The sequence below is a fragment of the Streptomyces hainanensis genome, assembly GCF_004348415.1.
Lineage (GTDB): Bacteria > Actinomycetota > Actinomycetes > Streptomycetales > Streptomycetaceae > Streptomyces > Streptomyces hainanensis.
Map to the genome: position 1 here is coordinate 1 of NZ_SMKI01000181.1, position 14,034 is coordinate 14,034.

The 14,034-nt window shown below is 73.0% G+C and carries 12 protein-coding genes; 6 read left to right on the plus strand and 6 right to left on the minus strand.

The annotated features are described in order from the left end of the window. Positions 1-3,198 (plus strand): FxSxx-COOH system tetratricopeptide repeat protein (fxsT, locus tag E1283_RS17975; RefSeq protein ID WP_243744918.1); only part of this gene is annotated, 3,198 nt, incomplete at its 5' end. Positions 3,199-3,250: 52 nt separating this feature from the next. Here fxsT and E1283_RS17980 read toward each other — a convergent pair. Then, positions 3,251-4,546: a cation:proton antiporter gene (locus tag E1283_RS17980; RefSeq protein ID WP_132819088.1), complete on the minus strand. Its 1,296-nt coding sequence runs from the start codon at positions 4,544-4,546 to the stop codon at positions 3,251-3,253. Positions 4,547-4,823: 277 nt separating this feature from the next. On the opposite strand from E1283_RS17980, the gene E1283_RS17985 reads away from it, so the two are divergent. The 3 genes from E1283_RS17985 (at position 4,824) to E1283_RS17995 (ending at position 7,963) form a co-directional block, all read left to right on the plus strand. Then, the gene (locus tag E1283_RS17985) at positions 4,824-5,894 is read left to right on the plus strand and encodes an effector-associated domain 2-containing protein (protein WP_132819089.1); all 1,071 of its coding nucleotides are present in this window, start codon (positions 4,824-4,826) and stop codon (positions 5,892-5,894) included. A 132-nt stretch (positions 5,895-6,026) separates the two neighbouring features. Further along, entirely contained in the window at positions 6,027-6,191 is a 165-nt protein-coding gene (locus tag E1283_RS17990; protein ID WP_132819090.1) for an aldo/keto reductase, read from the plus strand. 41 nt (positions 6,192-6,232) lie between these two features. After that, positions 6,233-7,963 (plus strand): HEXXH motif domain-containing protein, encoded by a 1,731-nt coding sequence (locus E1283_RS17995; RefSeq protein ID WP_243744919.1) that lies wholly within the window; start codon positions 6,233-6,235, stop codon positions 7,961-7,963. Between the two features lie 91 nt (positions 7,964-8,054). Here the strand turns inward: E1283_RS17995 and glnA are convergent, their stop codons facing one another. Beyond that, entirely contained in the window at positions 8,055-9,470 is a 1,416-nt protein-coding gene (glnA, locus tag E1283_RS18000; protein ID WP_132819091.1) for a type I glutamate--ammonia ligase, read from the minus strand. 198 nt (positions 9,471-9,668) lie between these two features. Between glnA and E1283_RS18005 the strand changes: the two genes are divergently transcribed. Next, on the plus strand, positions 9,669-10,151 hold the full coding sequence (locus tag E1283_RS18005) for an RDD family protein (protein WP_132819092.1): 483 nt from the start codon (positions 9,669-9,671) through the stop codon (positions 10,149-10,151). A 98-nt stretch (positions 10,152-10,249) separates the two neighbouring features. Here the strand turns inward: E1283_RS18005 and E1283_RS18010 are convergent, their stop codons facing one another. From E1283_RS18010 to lipB, 4 genes are all read right to left on the minus strand, one after another. After that, entirely contained in the window at positions 10,250-10,957 is a 708-nt protein-coding gene (locus tag E1283_RS18010; RefSeq protein WP_132819093.1) for a DUF4191 domain-containing protein, read from the minus strand. A gap of 91 nt (positions 10,958-11,048) precedes the next feature. Next, positions 11,049-11,276, minus strand: a complete 228-nt coding sequence (locus E1283_RS18015; RefSeq protein WP_132819094.1) for a hypothetical protein — start codon at positions 11,274-11,276, stop codon at positions 11,049-11,051. 97 nt (positions 11,277-11,373) lie between these two features. Continuing rightward, positions 11,374-12,315, minus strand: coding sequence for a lipoyl synthase (gene lipA, locus E1283_RS18020; RefSeq protein ID WP_132819095.1), 942 nt, complete (start codon positions 12,313-12,315; stop codon positions 11,374-11,376). Between the two features lie 113 nt (positions 12,316-12,428). Continuing rightward, the gene (gene lipB / locus E1283_RS18025; RefSeq protein ID WP_132819096.1) at positions 12,429-13,220 is read right to left on the minus strand and encodes a lipoyl(octanoyl) transferase LipB; all 792 of its coding nucleotides are present in this window, start codon (positions 13,218-13,220) and stop codon (positions 12,429-12,431) included. A 202-nt stretch (positions 13,221-13,422) separates the two neighbouring features. Here lipB and E1283_RS18030 point away from each other — a divergent pair. Beyond that, on the plus strand, positions 13,423-14,034 hold a 612-nt coding region (locus tag E1283_RS18030; protein WP_481906696.1), incomplete at its 3' end, for an NsdA family TPR-like regulatory protein.

Below are 14,034 nucleotides of genomic sequence, written 5' to 3' on the forward strand. Positions count from 1 at the left end.
CCCCGGGTCACCAACGCGCACACCGCGGCCGCCGCCGTCGCCAGGTTCAGCTCGCTCGCCAGCCCCACCGCCCGCCGCCTCGCCTCCCAACTGGCCGCGATCCCCTTCGAGTTCGACCTCGTCGAGGAGCTGCGCCGCCGCGCCTTCCCGGAGGCCGGGCCGGTCCACGTCGCCGAGATCATGATGGGCGGACTGCTCGACTGGAGCCGCGCCGAGTCGGGCGGCGCCCCCGACTTCGCGCCCGGCGTGCGCGAGGCCCTGCTCGCCACCGGCAGCCGTACCCAGCTCGCCCGCACCGTCACGCTGTTCGCCGAGCTGAGCGGCGGCAGGGGCCGGGGCGCCAGCCTCCGGGCGGCCCTCAGGGACCCGGAGGGCGCCGCGCTGCCCGAGCCCACCGAGGAGAACCGCTCCTGGCTGCCCATCGAGATCGCCGTCCTCAAGGCGCTCTCCGGCCCCTACGCCAGGCGCGCCGCCCGCGTCGCCGGCCTCGCCTCCGGCCCCACCAGAAGTGAGGATCCCGCTCCGTACGGTAACGGCGCCCTCAATCCGGGCATGAACAGACCGGGCATGAACCCACCAGACCCCGCCACGGGTTCACCCGTGCCACCAGGAGGCGGTGTGCCGACGCCGTCACCCGACACTCCAGACACCAGAGCTCGGAAGGCCGACCAGGACATGGCGCCCAACACGTCAGCGACCCGCTACCCCCGCATCGGCCAGCCGAAGGTCATGGGGAACGTTCCGCCGAAGAACCCGAACTTCACCGGTCGCGAGAGCCTGTTGGCCGCCGTCGAGGAGCAGCTGCGCGCCGACGAGACGGCGGCGGTGCTGCCGCACGCCCTGCACGGCATGGGCGGCGTCGGCAAGTCGCAGATCGCCATCGAGTACGTCTACCGGCACAGCCACGAGTACAACGTCATCTGGTGGATCCCGGCCGAGCAGGACAGTCTGATCCTCGGCGCCCTCGCCGACCTGGCCCGCGCCCTCAACCTGGACGTCGGCCCCCAGGCGAACACCGCCGTGCCGGCCGTCCGCGAGGCGCTGCGCAGCGGCAAGCCCTACGACAACTGGCTGCTGGTCTTCGACAACGCGGAGGACATCGAGACCGTCCGCGGCTATTTTCCGACCGGCGGCCCCGGCAAGATCATCGTCACCTCCCGCAACCGGGACTGGGAGCGCGTCGCCAACCCCCTCACGGTCAACATCTTCGAGCGGCACGAGAGCGTCGCCCTGCTGCGCCGCCGCTCCCGCGACCTGAGCGAGCGGGAGGCCGACGAACTGGCCGCCGCCCTCGGCGACCTGCCGCTCGCCATCGAGCAGGCCGGCGCCTGGCACGCGGCCACCGGCATGCCGGTCGACGAGTACCTGATGCTGCTGGAGGAGCGCCGCCCCGGCATCCTGGAGCTCGCCCCCTCGCCCGACTACCCGGTGTCGGTCGCCGCCGCCTGGAACATCTCGCTCGACCGGCTCTCCGAGAGCAACCCGGCGGCCCGCCACCTCCTCGAGGTCTGCGCCTGCATGGCCCCCGAGCCGATCCCGCAGAGCATGCTCCGCGGCACCCGCAACGTCGAGGTCAGCCCGGAGCTCGACCCGATCCTGCGCGACCCGGTGCTGCTGGCGCGGGCCACCAGGGACCTCAGCAAACTGTCGCTGATCAAGCTCGACCACAAGAACGGCACCCTCCAGATGCACCGTCTGATGCAGACGGTGCTGCTCGTCGGCCTCACCCCAGAGGAGACCGCGAAGCGGCGGAGCGCCGCACAGGTACTGCTGGCCACCGCCATGCCCGGCAGCCCGCGCAGCGCCGACCAGTGGCCCGCCTACCAGGCGTTGCTGCCGCACGTCATCGCCTCGGGCGCGGTGCACAGCTCCGACCCCTGGGTGCGGCAGCTGGTGGACGCCGCCGTCCGCTACCTCTACAACTGGGGCGCCCACCAGGCGTCCGCCGAGATGGCCAGGGAGGCGTGGACGGCCTGGCAGGCCGACTCGGGCGAGGAGGCGCTCGCCGTCATCCAGATGTCCAAGTGGCTCGCGTTCGTACTGCGGGTGCTCGGGCAGACCGACGAGGCGTTCGCCCTCAACACCCGGGCCCTGGAGCTCTGCCGCCAGACGGACGTGCCCGACGAGGAACTCCTCGACTCCATGGGGCAGATGGCCGGCTCGCTGCGCTACCGCGGCGCGTTCCGCGAGGCACTGGCGCTGGACTCCGAGGCGTACGGCCGAGCGCGCGACCTGTTCGGCCCCGAGGACCCGTCGGCCCTGCTCGCCGCGCACAACCTGGGGGTCACCCTGCGCCTGGTCGGCGACTTCACCGCCGCCAGGGAGCTGGACGAGGAGACCGCCAGGCAGTGGGAGCTGCTGTACGGCCCGACCCACGTCCAGACGCTCCAGACGCTCAACGGCCTGGCCATCGACATCCGGGAGTCCGGCGACTACACGGCCGCCCGCCTCCTGCAGGAGGAGACCTACCGGATCTACCGCAACGTGCTGGGCGAGGACAACGCGGCGACGATCAGGGCCGCCCGCAACCTGGCCGTCTGCCGGCGCCGCGACGGCCTCTACGCCGACGCCAGCGCGCTCGGCGAGGAGACCGTGGAGCGCTTCGTCACCCGCTACGGCTGGGACTACCCGGACACGTTGAGCGCCGCCATCAACACCAGCGTGGAGCGGCGGCTGCGCGGTGACCTGGCCGGCTCCCACGAGCTCGGCGCGCGGGTGCTGGCCCGTTACCAGGAGCGGATGGGGCTGGGCCACGCCTACACCCTGGTCGCCATGGTGAACCACGCGGCCACCCTCCGCGCCGAGGGCGATCTCGGCGCGGCCGACCGGCTGCACGCCGAAGCCGCCAGGCGCTACCGCGAGACGCTGGGCGAACGGCATGTCTCGGCGCTGGTCGCCGACATGGGCCAGGCGAGCAACCACTACGCCAGGTTCGACTTCGCGCGGGCCAGGACCATGGACGAGGCGACGCTCGCCACGCTGGTCGAGGTGCTGGGGCCGAGCCACCCGCTGACCCACCTGTGTCGGGCCAACCTCTCCCTCGACCTGCGCGGCCTCGGCCAGGCGGAGGAGGCCGACCTGGTCAACGCCCAGGCGGTGAAGGGCCTCTCGGAGACCCTGAACCCCGACCACCCCTGGCTGATGGCGGCCCGCCTGCACCAGCGGATCGAGGCCGACATCGCGCCCATGCCGATGTGACGGGGGCCGCGCCCCGGCTCGGCCGCGGGGGGCCACGCCCCGGCTCGGCCGCTCAGCCACCGCCGGGAGCGGCCGTCGGCTGCGGGACGGCCGCCTCGCCCACGGCTCCCGGCGCCTGATCGCGCCGGGAGCCGCGCTGCAGGGTCAACAGCGGCTGGGTCAGCAACGTCGTCGCCAACGCCATCAGCACCAGGACCGTATACAACCGCGGGCTCAACAGCCCGGCCTCCAGGCCGGCGTTGAGCGCGATCAGCTCGGTGAGGCCGCGGGTGCTCAGCAGGATCCCGACGGTGCCGGCGTCCCGCCAGCCGAGCCCGCCGAACCGAGCCGCCACCGTCCCGCTCCCCACCTTCACCGCGATGCCGAGCGCCGTCACCACCAGCAGCACCACCAGACCGATCGCCGGCATTCCGCCCACCTCGACGCCCCGCCCCGAGACCACGAAGAAGAACGGCAGCAGCAGCGACCCCACGTCGTGCAGCGGCCGCAGCAGATCCGGGTCCAGCGTGCCGTCCGGCTCGCGCGGCGCCACCACCCCGGCCAGCAGCGCGCCGAAGATCACGTGCAGCCCCAGCACGCTCGTCACCCAGGCCGAGCCGAAGGCGAAGCCGGCCAACAGGGCAAGCCGCAGCGAGGGATCGAGCCGCGCCCGGTCGAGCAGCAGCCGCAGCAGCGGCCTGACCAGCAGCAGCATGCCCACCGTGAACAGGGCCATCAGCGCCACCCGGGCCGAGAGCGGGAGCCCGCCGTGCTCCCCGGTCGGCAGCATCGTCCCCACCAGCACCGTCCAGCCGAGCACGTCGATCACGCCGGCCGCCGAGATCGCCACCACCCCGGGCACCGTGCCCGCCAGGCCGTTCTCCCGCACGATGGCGGTCAGCACCGGCACCGCCGTTATCGACAACGCCACCCCGAGGAACAGCACCTGCTCGACCGGCAGCCGCTCCGGCAGGCCCAACTCCCGCAGCGGCTCCCGGAAGAGCAGCGCCGCGCCGCAGCCGGCCGCCATCGGCACCACGAACGCCGCGGCCGAGACCGCCAGCACGCCGCGCGCCCGGCTGCGCAGCGTGCTCAGGTCCAACTCGTAGCCCACCGCGAAGAGGAAGAGCACCAGCGCGATCTGCGCCAGCCCGCTCAACACCGGCGACAGCTCCGCGGGGAACAGCGCGTCGGCCGCCGCGGGCGAGACCTCGCCGAGCACCGAGGGACCGAGCGCGATCCCGGCGGTCAACTGGCCGATGATCGCGGGTTGCCCGAGCCGCCGTGCCAACCAGCCGGCACCGTGCGCGATCACCAGGATCAACGCCGAGGCCCCCACCAGGTGCGTGATCAGTTCGTCCGGGCTCATGACGCCCCTTCGGTTGTCGAGGGTCGCGGCATGGCGCCGCGACCGATGCACGACCGCGTGCTCGCCACGCCCCCGGGGAGGGCGCCGTTCTCCTCAGGATAGGTTCGGACATGACGTCACGTCAGTGGCGCGCCTGGCGCACCGGAGCAACGCCGAGGAGGCCGATGAACGGGATGACACGCGCACCCGACGTCGTGGCCCGCCCCACCGCCATCCCCCGAACAGGGGACCCGGCCGCCCGGAGGGCACTTGACCACGCCGGGCCGGGGCGGCCGTCGTGACCCCCGAGCGCACGGCCGCCCTGGTGGTCGGCATCGAGCGCTACGCCGCCGGCCCCGACTGGCGGCTCCCCGGGCCGGCCCGCGACGCGCTCCGCTTCCGCTCCTGGCTGTTGCGCGCCGGCGTGCCGGAGCGCAACATCCTCCTCCACCTCGCCCCCGACGAGGAACCGGAACCCGACGTCCCGTACCGACCGGCCGGCCAACCGGACATCAGGCACGCCCTGCTCACCGAACTCCCCGCCCTGGCCCCCGAGGTGCTGTGGATCTGGTGGGGCGGCCACGGCGTCCTCGACGAACAGGAGCACAACCGGCTGTTCTGCGCCGACGCGACCGTCGCCGACAAGCGCAACCTGCACCTGGAGTCCGCCCGCGCCTCCCTGGCCAGCGAACTGCTGCCCGGCCGCACCCGGCAGCTCTGGCTGGTCGACGCCTGCCGCACCTTCGTCGAGGAACACCGCTTCCGCAACACCCTGCCGACCGAGACGCTGCCGGCCGGCCGCCGCACCCACGCGCACCAGCAGGCCGTGCTGCTCGCCGCCACCCGAGGCCGGCGCGCCGCCAACGACCCGCTGCGCCGCGCCGGCGTCTTCTCCGACGCGGTCCTCGACATCCTGGCGAGCCACCCGCCCGGCGGACCGTGGCCGCCGGACGCCGAGGCGCTCCACCGGGCGGCCGACGCCCGACTCGAACCGCTGCGCCGCCAGGGCCTCACCGACCAACTCCCCACCCTCGCCCTCCACGGGCACCGCCGCGGCGACCACCCGGCCCCACCGGCCCAGAACGGTGCCGCCCTGCCGCGGCTGATCGACGCGCTGCTCGCCTATCCGCTGACGGCCGACCCCGACGAACGCCAGACCATGGTCGCGCTGCTGCCCTCGCGCACCGTGTCCCGGATGCGCAGGCACCCGCTGCCGCGCGCCGACCTGGTCGCCATCGTCACCGCACTGCGCCGCCGCCCGGGGGAACTCTGGGCGCTCCTCGACGCCGTCAGCACGCTGGACGACGACGAGGAGCGGGCCGTCGCACTCGCAAGCGCGATCCGGGACGTCGCCGGCCCACGCCCCTGATCGGCTGGGACATCACACGGGCTTCCCAGCATGCCGACCGTTCGTCATCATGGGAAGGGATCCGGTGTGACCGGGTCCGTTTTCACGTCCCGTCAACAAGGTGTAGGGGAGCACGGATTGGACGAGCCGGCGATGGACCACATCGCATCCGACATGGTCGACCTGACACAGGTGAGCATCGGCACACTCCGCGGCCTCCCTCCGTCAGCGCGCACCAGACGGCTGCTCGACGAGGTGCGCCGTGGTAGGAGCAACGCCATGGGGGACGGCGGCCAGCCGGCGAGCCAGGCGCACTAGGGCCTGTTCGAGGGCCGACCGAGAGAAGCGGGAGAGCCGCGTTGGAGCAGCCCTATCAGCGGATGCGCATGCCGGGCCACTGGTTCGACGAACTCGCCTCCGGGGGCGGCTCTCCCGAGGCCCTCGGGTTCCTCGTCACCGCGGAACGCAACCGGCGCCTGATCCTGCTGGCCGAGGTGCTGGACCGCGTCGAGGAACGCCCCGGCGCCCTGGCCGGCCTGGAGGCCGCCTCCACCGCCTGGCGGTTGATCACCGAGACCGTCGGGGAACGCCCCATGGCCGTGGAGGAGTTGCTGCTCAGCCCGCAGGTGGGCTGCTGGGCCGCCCACCTGCTGCGCCGCCTCCACGGCTCGGCGGACGGGCCGCCGCTCTGGGTGGACGCCGGTTACCTGCTGGCCGTCTGCCTCACCGCCCGCGCCCTCGCCGGCCTGGACGCCGACCTCAGGGTGCCCGTCCGGGACGGCGCGGTCGCGCTGCCCACGCTCGGCCTCGTCCGGCTCCAACCCGCCGGCTCGGGGCCGCGCTTCACCATGGCCACCGCCCGGCTGCGCGGCGCCCGGCTCAGCCTCACCCAGGTCGGCGGCCACGCCGCGACGGTCACCGTCGCGCCGCTCAGCGAGCGCGAGACCCCGGGCTGGCTCCCGCTGCGCCGCCTCGGCCCCACCACCTGGCTCGACGACGTCGACCCCTACCGCGACCTGGCCGAGCCGATCGCGCCCACGCGCCTCGCCGAGCCCGAAGTACGCGCCTGGCGGCGGCTGTACGAGCGGGCCGCCACCATCCCGCGCCCGGCGCCGCCCGCCCCGGGGCGGCTGCGCGTCGCCGACATCCGCCGCATCGTCCCCTGGACCGGCGCGTCGCCCCGGCCGCGCGCCGGCGTGCTCAGCGCCACCACCGGCGACGCCTTCGGCTCCATGGTCGTCTCCCGCCCGCCCGACGGCCTGGCCCTGGCGGAGGCCATGGTGCACGAGTTCCAGCACAGCAAACTCGGCGCGCTGCTCCACCTGTTCCCGCTGCTGGACGACGACCGGGCCGAGATCCACTACGCCCCCTGGCGCCCCGACCCGCGTCACCTCACCGGCCTGCTGCACGGCGCCTACGCCTTCGTCGGCGTCGCCGGCTTCTGGCGCGACCGGATGTCCGAACCCTCGGTCGTCCGCGCGGACATCGCGGCCTTCCAGTTCGCCCTCCACCGGGCCCAGACCGGCAAGGCGGTGCGCGGCCTCCGCGCCTCCAACCGGCTCACCCCGGCCGGCCGCCGGCTGGTCGACGGCCTCGCCGGCACACTGCGCGGCTGGCGCGACGAGCCGGTGGCGCCGGCCATCGTGGCCAGGGCCGCCGCGGCCACCGTCAGCCACGCCGTCGAGTGGCGGCTGCGCCACCTGCGCTGCCCCGACGAGGAGACCGCCGCGCTGGCCGCCGGCTCCCGGAGCGGCGCGTACGCCGCGCGGATCGCCGCCGAGCCGGCCCCCTGGGCCGACGACCGCCTCGACCTCTACCGCGACCCGCCACGCACCCCGGCCACCCCCGACGAACTCCTGGCGGCCGGCGACCCGTTGGCCGCCACCGCCGGCTACGCCGACCGGCTGCGCCACGCGCCCGACGACCCGCACGCCCTCGCCGGCTGGCTGCTGGCCACCACGACCCTCCACCCGCACCGCCGCCGGCTCCTCCGGCGCCCGGAGCGCTTCCGCGCCGCCCTCACCGCCACCGGCAGCACCCCGGGCACCCCCGAGATGGACGACGTCGCCGACTGGCTCTGCGCCCCCTGAGCCGCCCCCGAACAACGCGACGGGCCCGGCCGCCGCCCCCGTGGAGGGGACGGGGGCCGGGCCCGTGAACGCCTGGGACGCCCGCGACCGCTTACACGTCGAAGTAGAGCTCGAACTCGTGCGGGTGCGGCCGCAGCTGCATCGGGGCGATCTCCTTCTCGCGCTTGAAGTCGATCCAGGTCTCGATCAGGTCGGCCGTGAAGACGCCGCCGGCCTGCAGGTACTCGTTGTCGGCCTCCAGGGCCTCCAGGACCGCGGGCAGCGAGGTCGGGACCTGGGGGAGCTCGGCGTGCTCCTCGGGGGCCAGCTCGTACAGGTCCTTGTCGATCGGCTCGGCCGGCTCGATCTTGTTCTTGATGCCGTCGAGACCGGCGAGCAGCAGCGCCGAGAAGGCCAGGTACGGGTTGGACGACGGGTCGGGGGCGCGGAACTCGACGCGCTTCGCCTTGGGGTTGGAGCCCGTGATCGGGATCCGCATCGCGGCGGAGCGGTTGCGCTGCGAGTAGACCAGGTTGACCGGCGCCTCGAAGCCCGGGACCAGGCGGTGGTAGGAGTTCACCGTCGGGTTGGTGAAGGCGAGCAGCGACGGGGCGTGCTTGAGGATGCCGCCGATGTAGTAGCGGGCGGTGTCCGAGAGGCCCGCGTAGCCCTGCTCGTCGTAGAACAGCGGGTTGCCGCCGGCCCACAGGGACTGGTGGACGTGCATGCCGGAGCCGTTGTCGCCGAAGATCGGCTTGGGCATGAAGGTGGCGGTCTTGTTGTTGCGCCAGGCGACGTTCTTGACGATGTACTTGAACAGCATCAGGTCGTCGGCGGCGGCGAGCAGCGTGTTGTACTTGTAGTTGATCTCGGCCTGGCCGGCGGTGCCCACCTCGTGGTGCTGGCGCTCGACCTCGAGGCCGGCCTTGATCAGCTCCAGGGAGATCTCGGCGCGCAGGTCGGCGAAGTGGTCGACCGGCGGGGCCGGGAAGTAGCCGCCCTTGTAACGGACCTTGTAGCCGCGGTTGCCGCCCTCCTCGATGGCGCCGGTGTTCCAGGCGCCCGCCACGGAGTCGATGTAGTAGTAGCCGGCGTTCGACTTGGTCTCGAAGCGGACGTCGTCGAACACGTAGAACTCGGCCTCGGGGCCGAAGAAGGCGGTGTCCGCGATGCCGGAGGAGGCCAGGTACGCCTCGGCCTTCTTCGCCACGTTCCGCGGGTCGCGGCTGTACGCCTCGCCCGTGATCGGGTCGTGGATGAAGAAGTTGATGTTGACCGTCAGGTCCTTGCGGAACGGGTCGACCCGCGCCGTGGTCAGGTCGGGGACCAGCGCCATGTCGGACTCGTGGATGGCCTGGAAGCCTCGGATCGACGATCCGTCGAACATCAGGCTCTCGTTCGGGTCGAAGCTGCCGACCGGAACGGTCACGTGCTGCATGATGCCCGGCAGGTCGCAGAAGCGGACGTCGATGAACTTGACGTCCTTTTCCGCGAGGTACTTGTTGATCTCGTCGGCGTTCTGGAACATCCGGTGTCCTCCTACCCCCGGCCCTGCGGGGTCGGGGAGTGTGCAGCTCGGGGAATGGCCCGGTACGTGGGCCTGCCGGGGCCGACCCTAAAGACGTGCCATTTCTCGGGCATGACCCATTCGTTTCGCCGATGTTAACCGGACTTCTCCCCTGATACCGGTGACGGGTCCCGTCGGCACGCGCGCTACCGTGGAGGGGTGGACAAGCGCCAGGCAATGGGCTCGGGGCCCTCGGGACCGCGCGCCGCGGCCGAGACCCCCGGCATGGGAAACGTGGGCGTCGACGTCGGGTACCGCGGTGAGCGTCTCGGGCTGCCGAGGGAGGGCCCCGGGTCACTCGCGTCGACGGGGCGCCGGCTGGCGGCCATCTTTGTCGACTGGGCGCTCTGCGGGCTGATCGCATACGGTCTGCTCGCCGACGGTCAGACGCGGGCCGCCAACAGTTGGACGCTGCCGGTTTTCGTCGTGATGTCGGTCCTGCTGGTGGGCACCCTCGGCCGCACGCCGGGCAAGCGGCTGCTCGGGCTGCGGGTCGTCCACGTGAGCGGCGGCCGGCTGAGTTTCCCCCGCGCCGTCGTGCGCACGGTGCTGCTGGCCCTGGCCATCCCCGCCCTGGTCTGGGACCGCGACACCCGGGGCCTCCACGACAAGCTCGCCGACGCGGTCCAGGTCCGCGCCTGATCCGGCGTGATCCGGCCTGGTCCGGGAGAAGGAGAACGGGCCTGGTCCCCCGCGGGGGACCAGGCCCGTTCTCGCTGATCGTTCGGATGCGGGTGGGGTCAGCGACCCCGGCGCTGCTGGCCGCCCTTCGGCAGCCGCATGCCCTTCGGCATCGGCCCCTTCGGCAGCGGCATGTTGCTCATCAGGTCGCCCATGGCGCGCAGCCGGTCGTTGACCTCGGTGACGCGCGGGCCGGCCAGCACCCGCGGGAACTTGAGGATCGTGGAGCGCAGCTTCTTCAGCTCCACCTGGCCCTCGCCGTTGCCGACGATCACGTCGTGCACCGGCACCTCGGAGATCGCCCGGTTCATCCGCCGCTTCTCGGCCGCGATCAGGGTCTTGAGCCGGTTCTGGTTGCCCTCGCCGACCAGCACCACGCCGAACTTGCCGACCGCGCGGTGCACCACGTCCTGGTTGCGGTTGATCGCCACGGCCGGCGTGAAGTTCACGCCGCGCCGCATGTTCTCCAACACCGCGGCCGCGGCGCCCGGCTGGCCCTCCATCTGGCTGAACGCGGCCCGCTCGGCCCGCCGCCCGAAGACGATCGCCGTGGTCAGCAGCGCGACCAGGAGGCCGAGGATGCCGAGATAGATCGGGTGGCCGACCAGGAAACCAATGGCCAGGACGACACCGAAGGTGCCGAGGCCCACGGCCGAGATGACCCAACCGATCCAGCGGTCGCCCCGCCGGGTCATCCTGTATGTCAGGGCGATCTGCTTGAGCCGCCCCGGGTTTTCGGAATCCTGTTCCTTGTCCTTCCGCGCCATGCCCGTCAGTCTACGGGGCCACGGTCCGGGCGAGCGCACGGGCAAGGGTTCCCGGTGACCGCCCCGGCGGCGGGGCGGTCACGTTCCGGTGTCAGCGCAGGGTCGCGGAGCCCGGTTGACCGCTCAGGCCGGCGGGCCGGTCGCCCACGGCCTGGAGCACCCGCTCCGCCTCGGAGCGGGCCGCGGCCCGCTCCCGGTCCTCCTGGACAGCGGCCCAGGCGTTGCGCAGCGCGGTGCGCCGGCCGCCGCGCAGCAGCCGTTCCTCCAGCAGGCGCAGCGTTCCGGTCACTGACGGTCGCGCCGGACTGACATACCGCATGACCAGTCCCTCCCCGGGCAGGTCGGTCACAAGTCCCCCTATTGTTATCGAACGGTGTTTCGCGGCCATGACCCGGGAGTGAACCCCCGGGCACGACTCAGGCCGCCCGGGGCTCCCCGCGCCGGGCGATCGCCTGCTGGTAGAGGCGGCCGGCCCGGTAGGACGAGCGCACCATCGGCCCCGACATCACGCCGGCGAAGCCGATCTCCTCGGCCTCCTGCCGCAGCTCGACGAACTCCTCGGGCTTCACCCACCGTTCCACCGGGTGGTGGCGCGGCGTCGGCCGCAGGTACTGGGTGATGGTGATCAGCTCGCAGCCCGCGCCGTGCAGGTCGCGCAGCGCCTGGCTGACCTCGTCCCGGGTCTCGCCCATGCCCAGGATCAGGTTGGACTTGGTGACCAGACCGTCCTCGCGGGCCAGCGTCAGCACCCGCAGCGAGCGGTCGTAGCGGAACGCGGGCCGGATCCGCTTGAAGATCCGCGGCACCGTCTCCACGTTGTGGGCCAGCACCTCGGGGCGGGAGCCGAAGACCTCGGCCAGCTGCTCGGGCACGGCGTTGAAGTCCGGGATCAGCAACTCGACGCCGGTGTCCGGCATCAGGGCGTGGATCTGGCGGACCGTCTCGGCGTAGATCCACGCGCCGCCGTCGGGCAGGTCGTCCCGGGCGACGCCGGTGATCGTGGCGTACCGCAGCTCCATCTGCCGCACCGACTCGGCGACCCGGCGCGGCTCGTCCCGGTCCACCTCGGTGGGCTTGCCGGTGTCGATCAGACAGAAGTCGCAGCGCCTGGTGCACTGCTCGCCGCCGACGAGGAAGGTGGCCTCGCGGTCCTCCCAGCACTCGAAGATGTTCGGGCAGCCGGCCTCCTGGCAGACGGTGTGCAGCCCCTCGCGCTTCACCAGCCCGTGCAGCGCCTGGTACTCGGGACCCAGGCGGGCCCGGGTCTTGATCCACTCGGGCTTGCGCTCGATGGGGGTCTGGCTGTTCCGAACCTCCAGGCGCAGCATCTTGCGCCCGTCGGGTGCGACAGCGGACACGTCCGGCTCCCTACCACTTTCGATTCTTCGGCGCATCCCAGCCTACGCCTTGACTTGTGCGGGTGACGCGGTGAGGCGGGCCACACTCCGTCCCGGTGGCCGCGCCGCCGCCGTCAGACGGCGCGGGCCACCGGGACCGTCGTCTCCAGCACCTCGCGCAGGTGCTTCTCCAGCGCCGGCAGCACCTCGGCCACCGGCACCGGCCGGCCGAGCTCCCGGGAGAGCGACGTCGTGCCCGCGTCCCTGATGCCGCACGGCACGATGCGGTCGAACGACGTGATGTCCGGGTCGCAGTTGAGCGCGAAGCCGTGCATGGTGACCCCCTTGGCCACCCGGATCCCGATCGAACAGAGCTTGCGGTCCTCGCCCCGCTGACCGGCGTTGGACGGCGCGTACTCGGGGCCGTGCAGCCGAGGGTCGAACTCCTCGTCGTGCAGCCGGGGGTCGAAGTCGAGCGAGAGCCCGCCGAGCCGGTTCGCCCCGTCCTCGCCCCGCTGGATCTCACCCAGCACCCACACGCCGCTGCGGCCCTCCACCCGGGAGGTCTCCACGCCGAAGTCGGCGCACAGCCGGATCACGGCCTCCTCGAGACGCCGCACGTGCGCGACCACGTCGACCGGGCGCGGCAGCTTCAGGATCGGATAGCCGACCAGCTGCCCCGGGCCGTGCCAGGTGATCTTCCCGCCCCGGTCGACGTCCACCACGGGCGTGCCGTCCAGCGGCCGCTCGTTGTCCGCCGTGCGCCGGCCCGCCGTGTAGACCGCAGGGTGCTCCATGAGCAGCACGGTGTCGGGGATCTCGTCCGAGAACCGTGCGGTGTGGACCCGCCGCTGCTCCTGCCAGGCCGCGTGATACTCCACGGCCTCCGATCCGAAGCCCAGATGGACAAAGCGCAGCTCGCTCACGCGGCTTTCCCTTCGCACATTCGTACCGGCGCCATTGGGCGCTTCAACCCCACTGTAAGCCCGCCCCGGCGGCGTGCGCGGGCCGCCCCATGGCTCACACATATGGATGAATCCTCGCTCCAGAAGCCGATGAAACCGGTAGGGACCGTTACATTCGCGCCGTTCCAGCCGCACAGCCGTAAGGCAGGAGACCGCACCGCCGATGTCCACGGAACGACCCGGAGGCCCGCCCTCCTCACAGTCCACGCCACCGCGCACGCCGAACCGCCAGCTCGCCGCCCTGATCGCCGAGGCCGGGTTCTCCCATGCCGGGTTGGCCCGACGAGTCGACCAGCTCGGTCTCGAACACGGCCTCGATCTCCGCTACGACAAGACGTCCGTGACCCGCTGGCTGCGCGGCCAACGGCCGCGGGGCACCACCCCGGCCCTGATCGCCGAGGTCTTCACCCGCCGGCTGGGCCGCCGCCTCTCCGCGCAGGACCTCGGCCTCGAAGCCTGCGCCCCCGTCTACGCCGGCCTCGAGTTCGCCGCCAGCCCGGCCGAGGCCGTCGACATCGTCGCAGGACTCTGGCGCAAGGACTCCGGCAGCTACGCCGAACTCCGCAAGATCGCCTTCACACCGGCCGGCCTCGTCGTGCCGAGCCGTGACTGGCTCATCGGCCGCCCCGACGAGCGGGTGGCCCGCGGGGAGCCGGCCCCCACCGAGCCGGCGGCCGGCACCGGCACCCCGCCCGCCGGGCCGCTGGTGCGGGTGCCGGAGCAGGGCCGCGCCGCGGTCCGCCCCTCGGGCCCGCCGGGCCCGCAACGCCCCGAC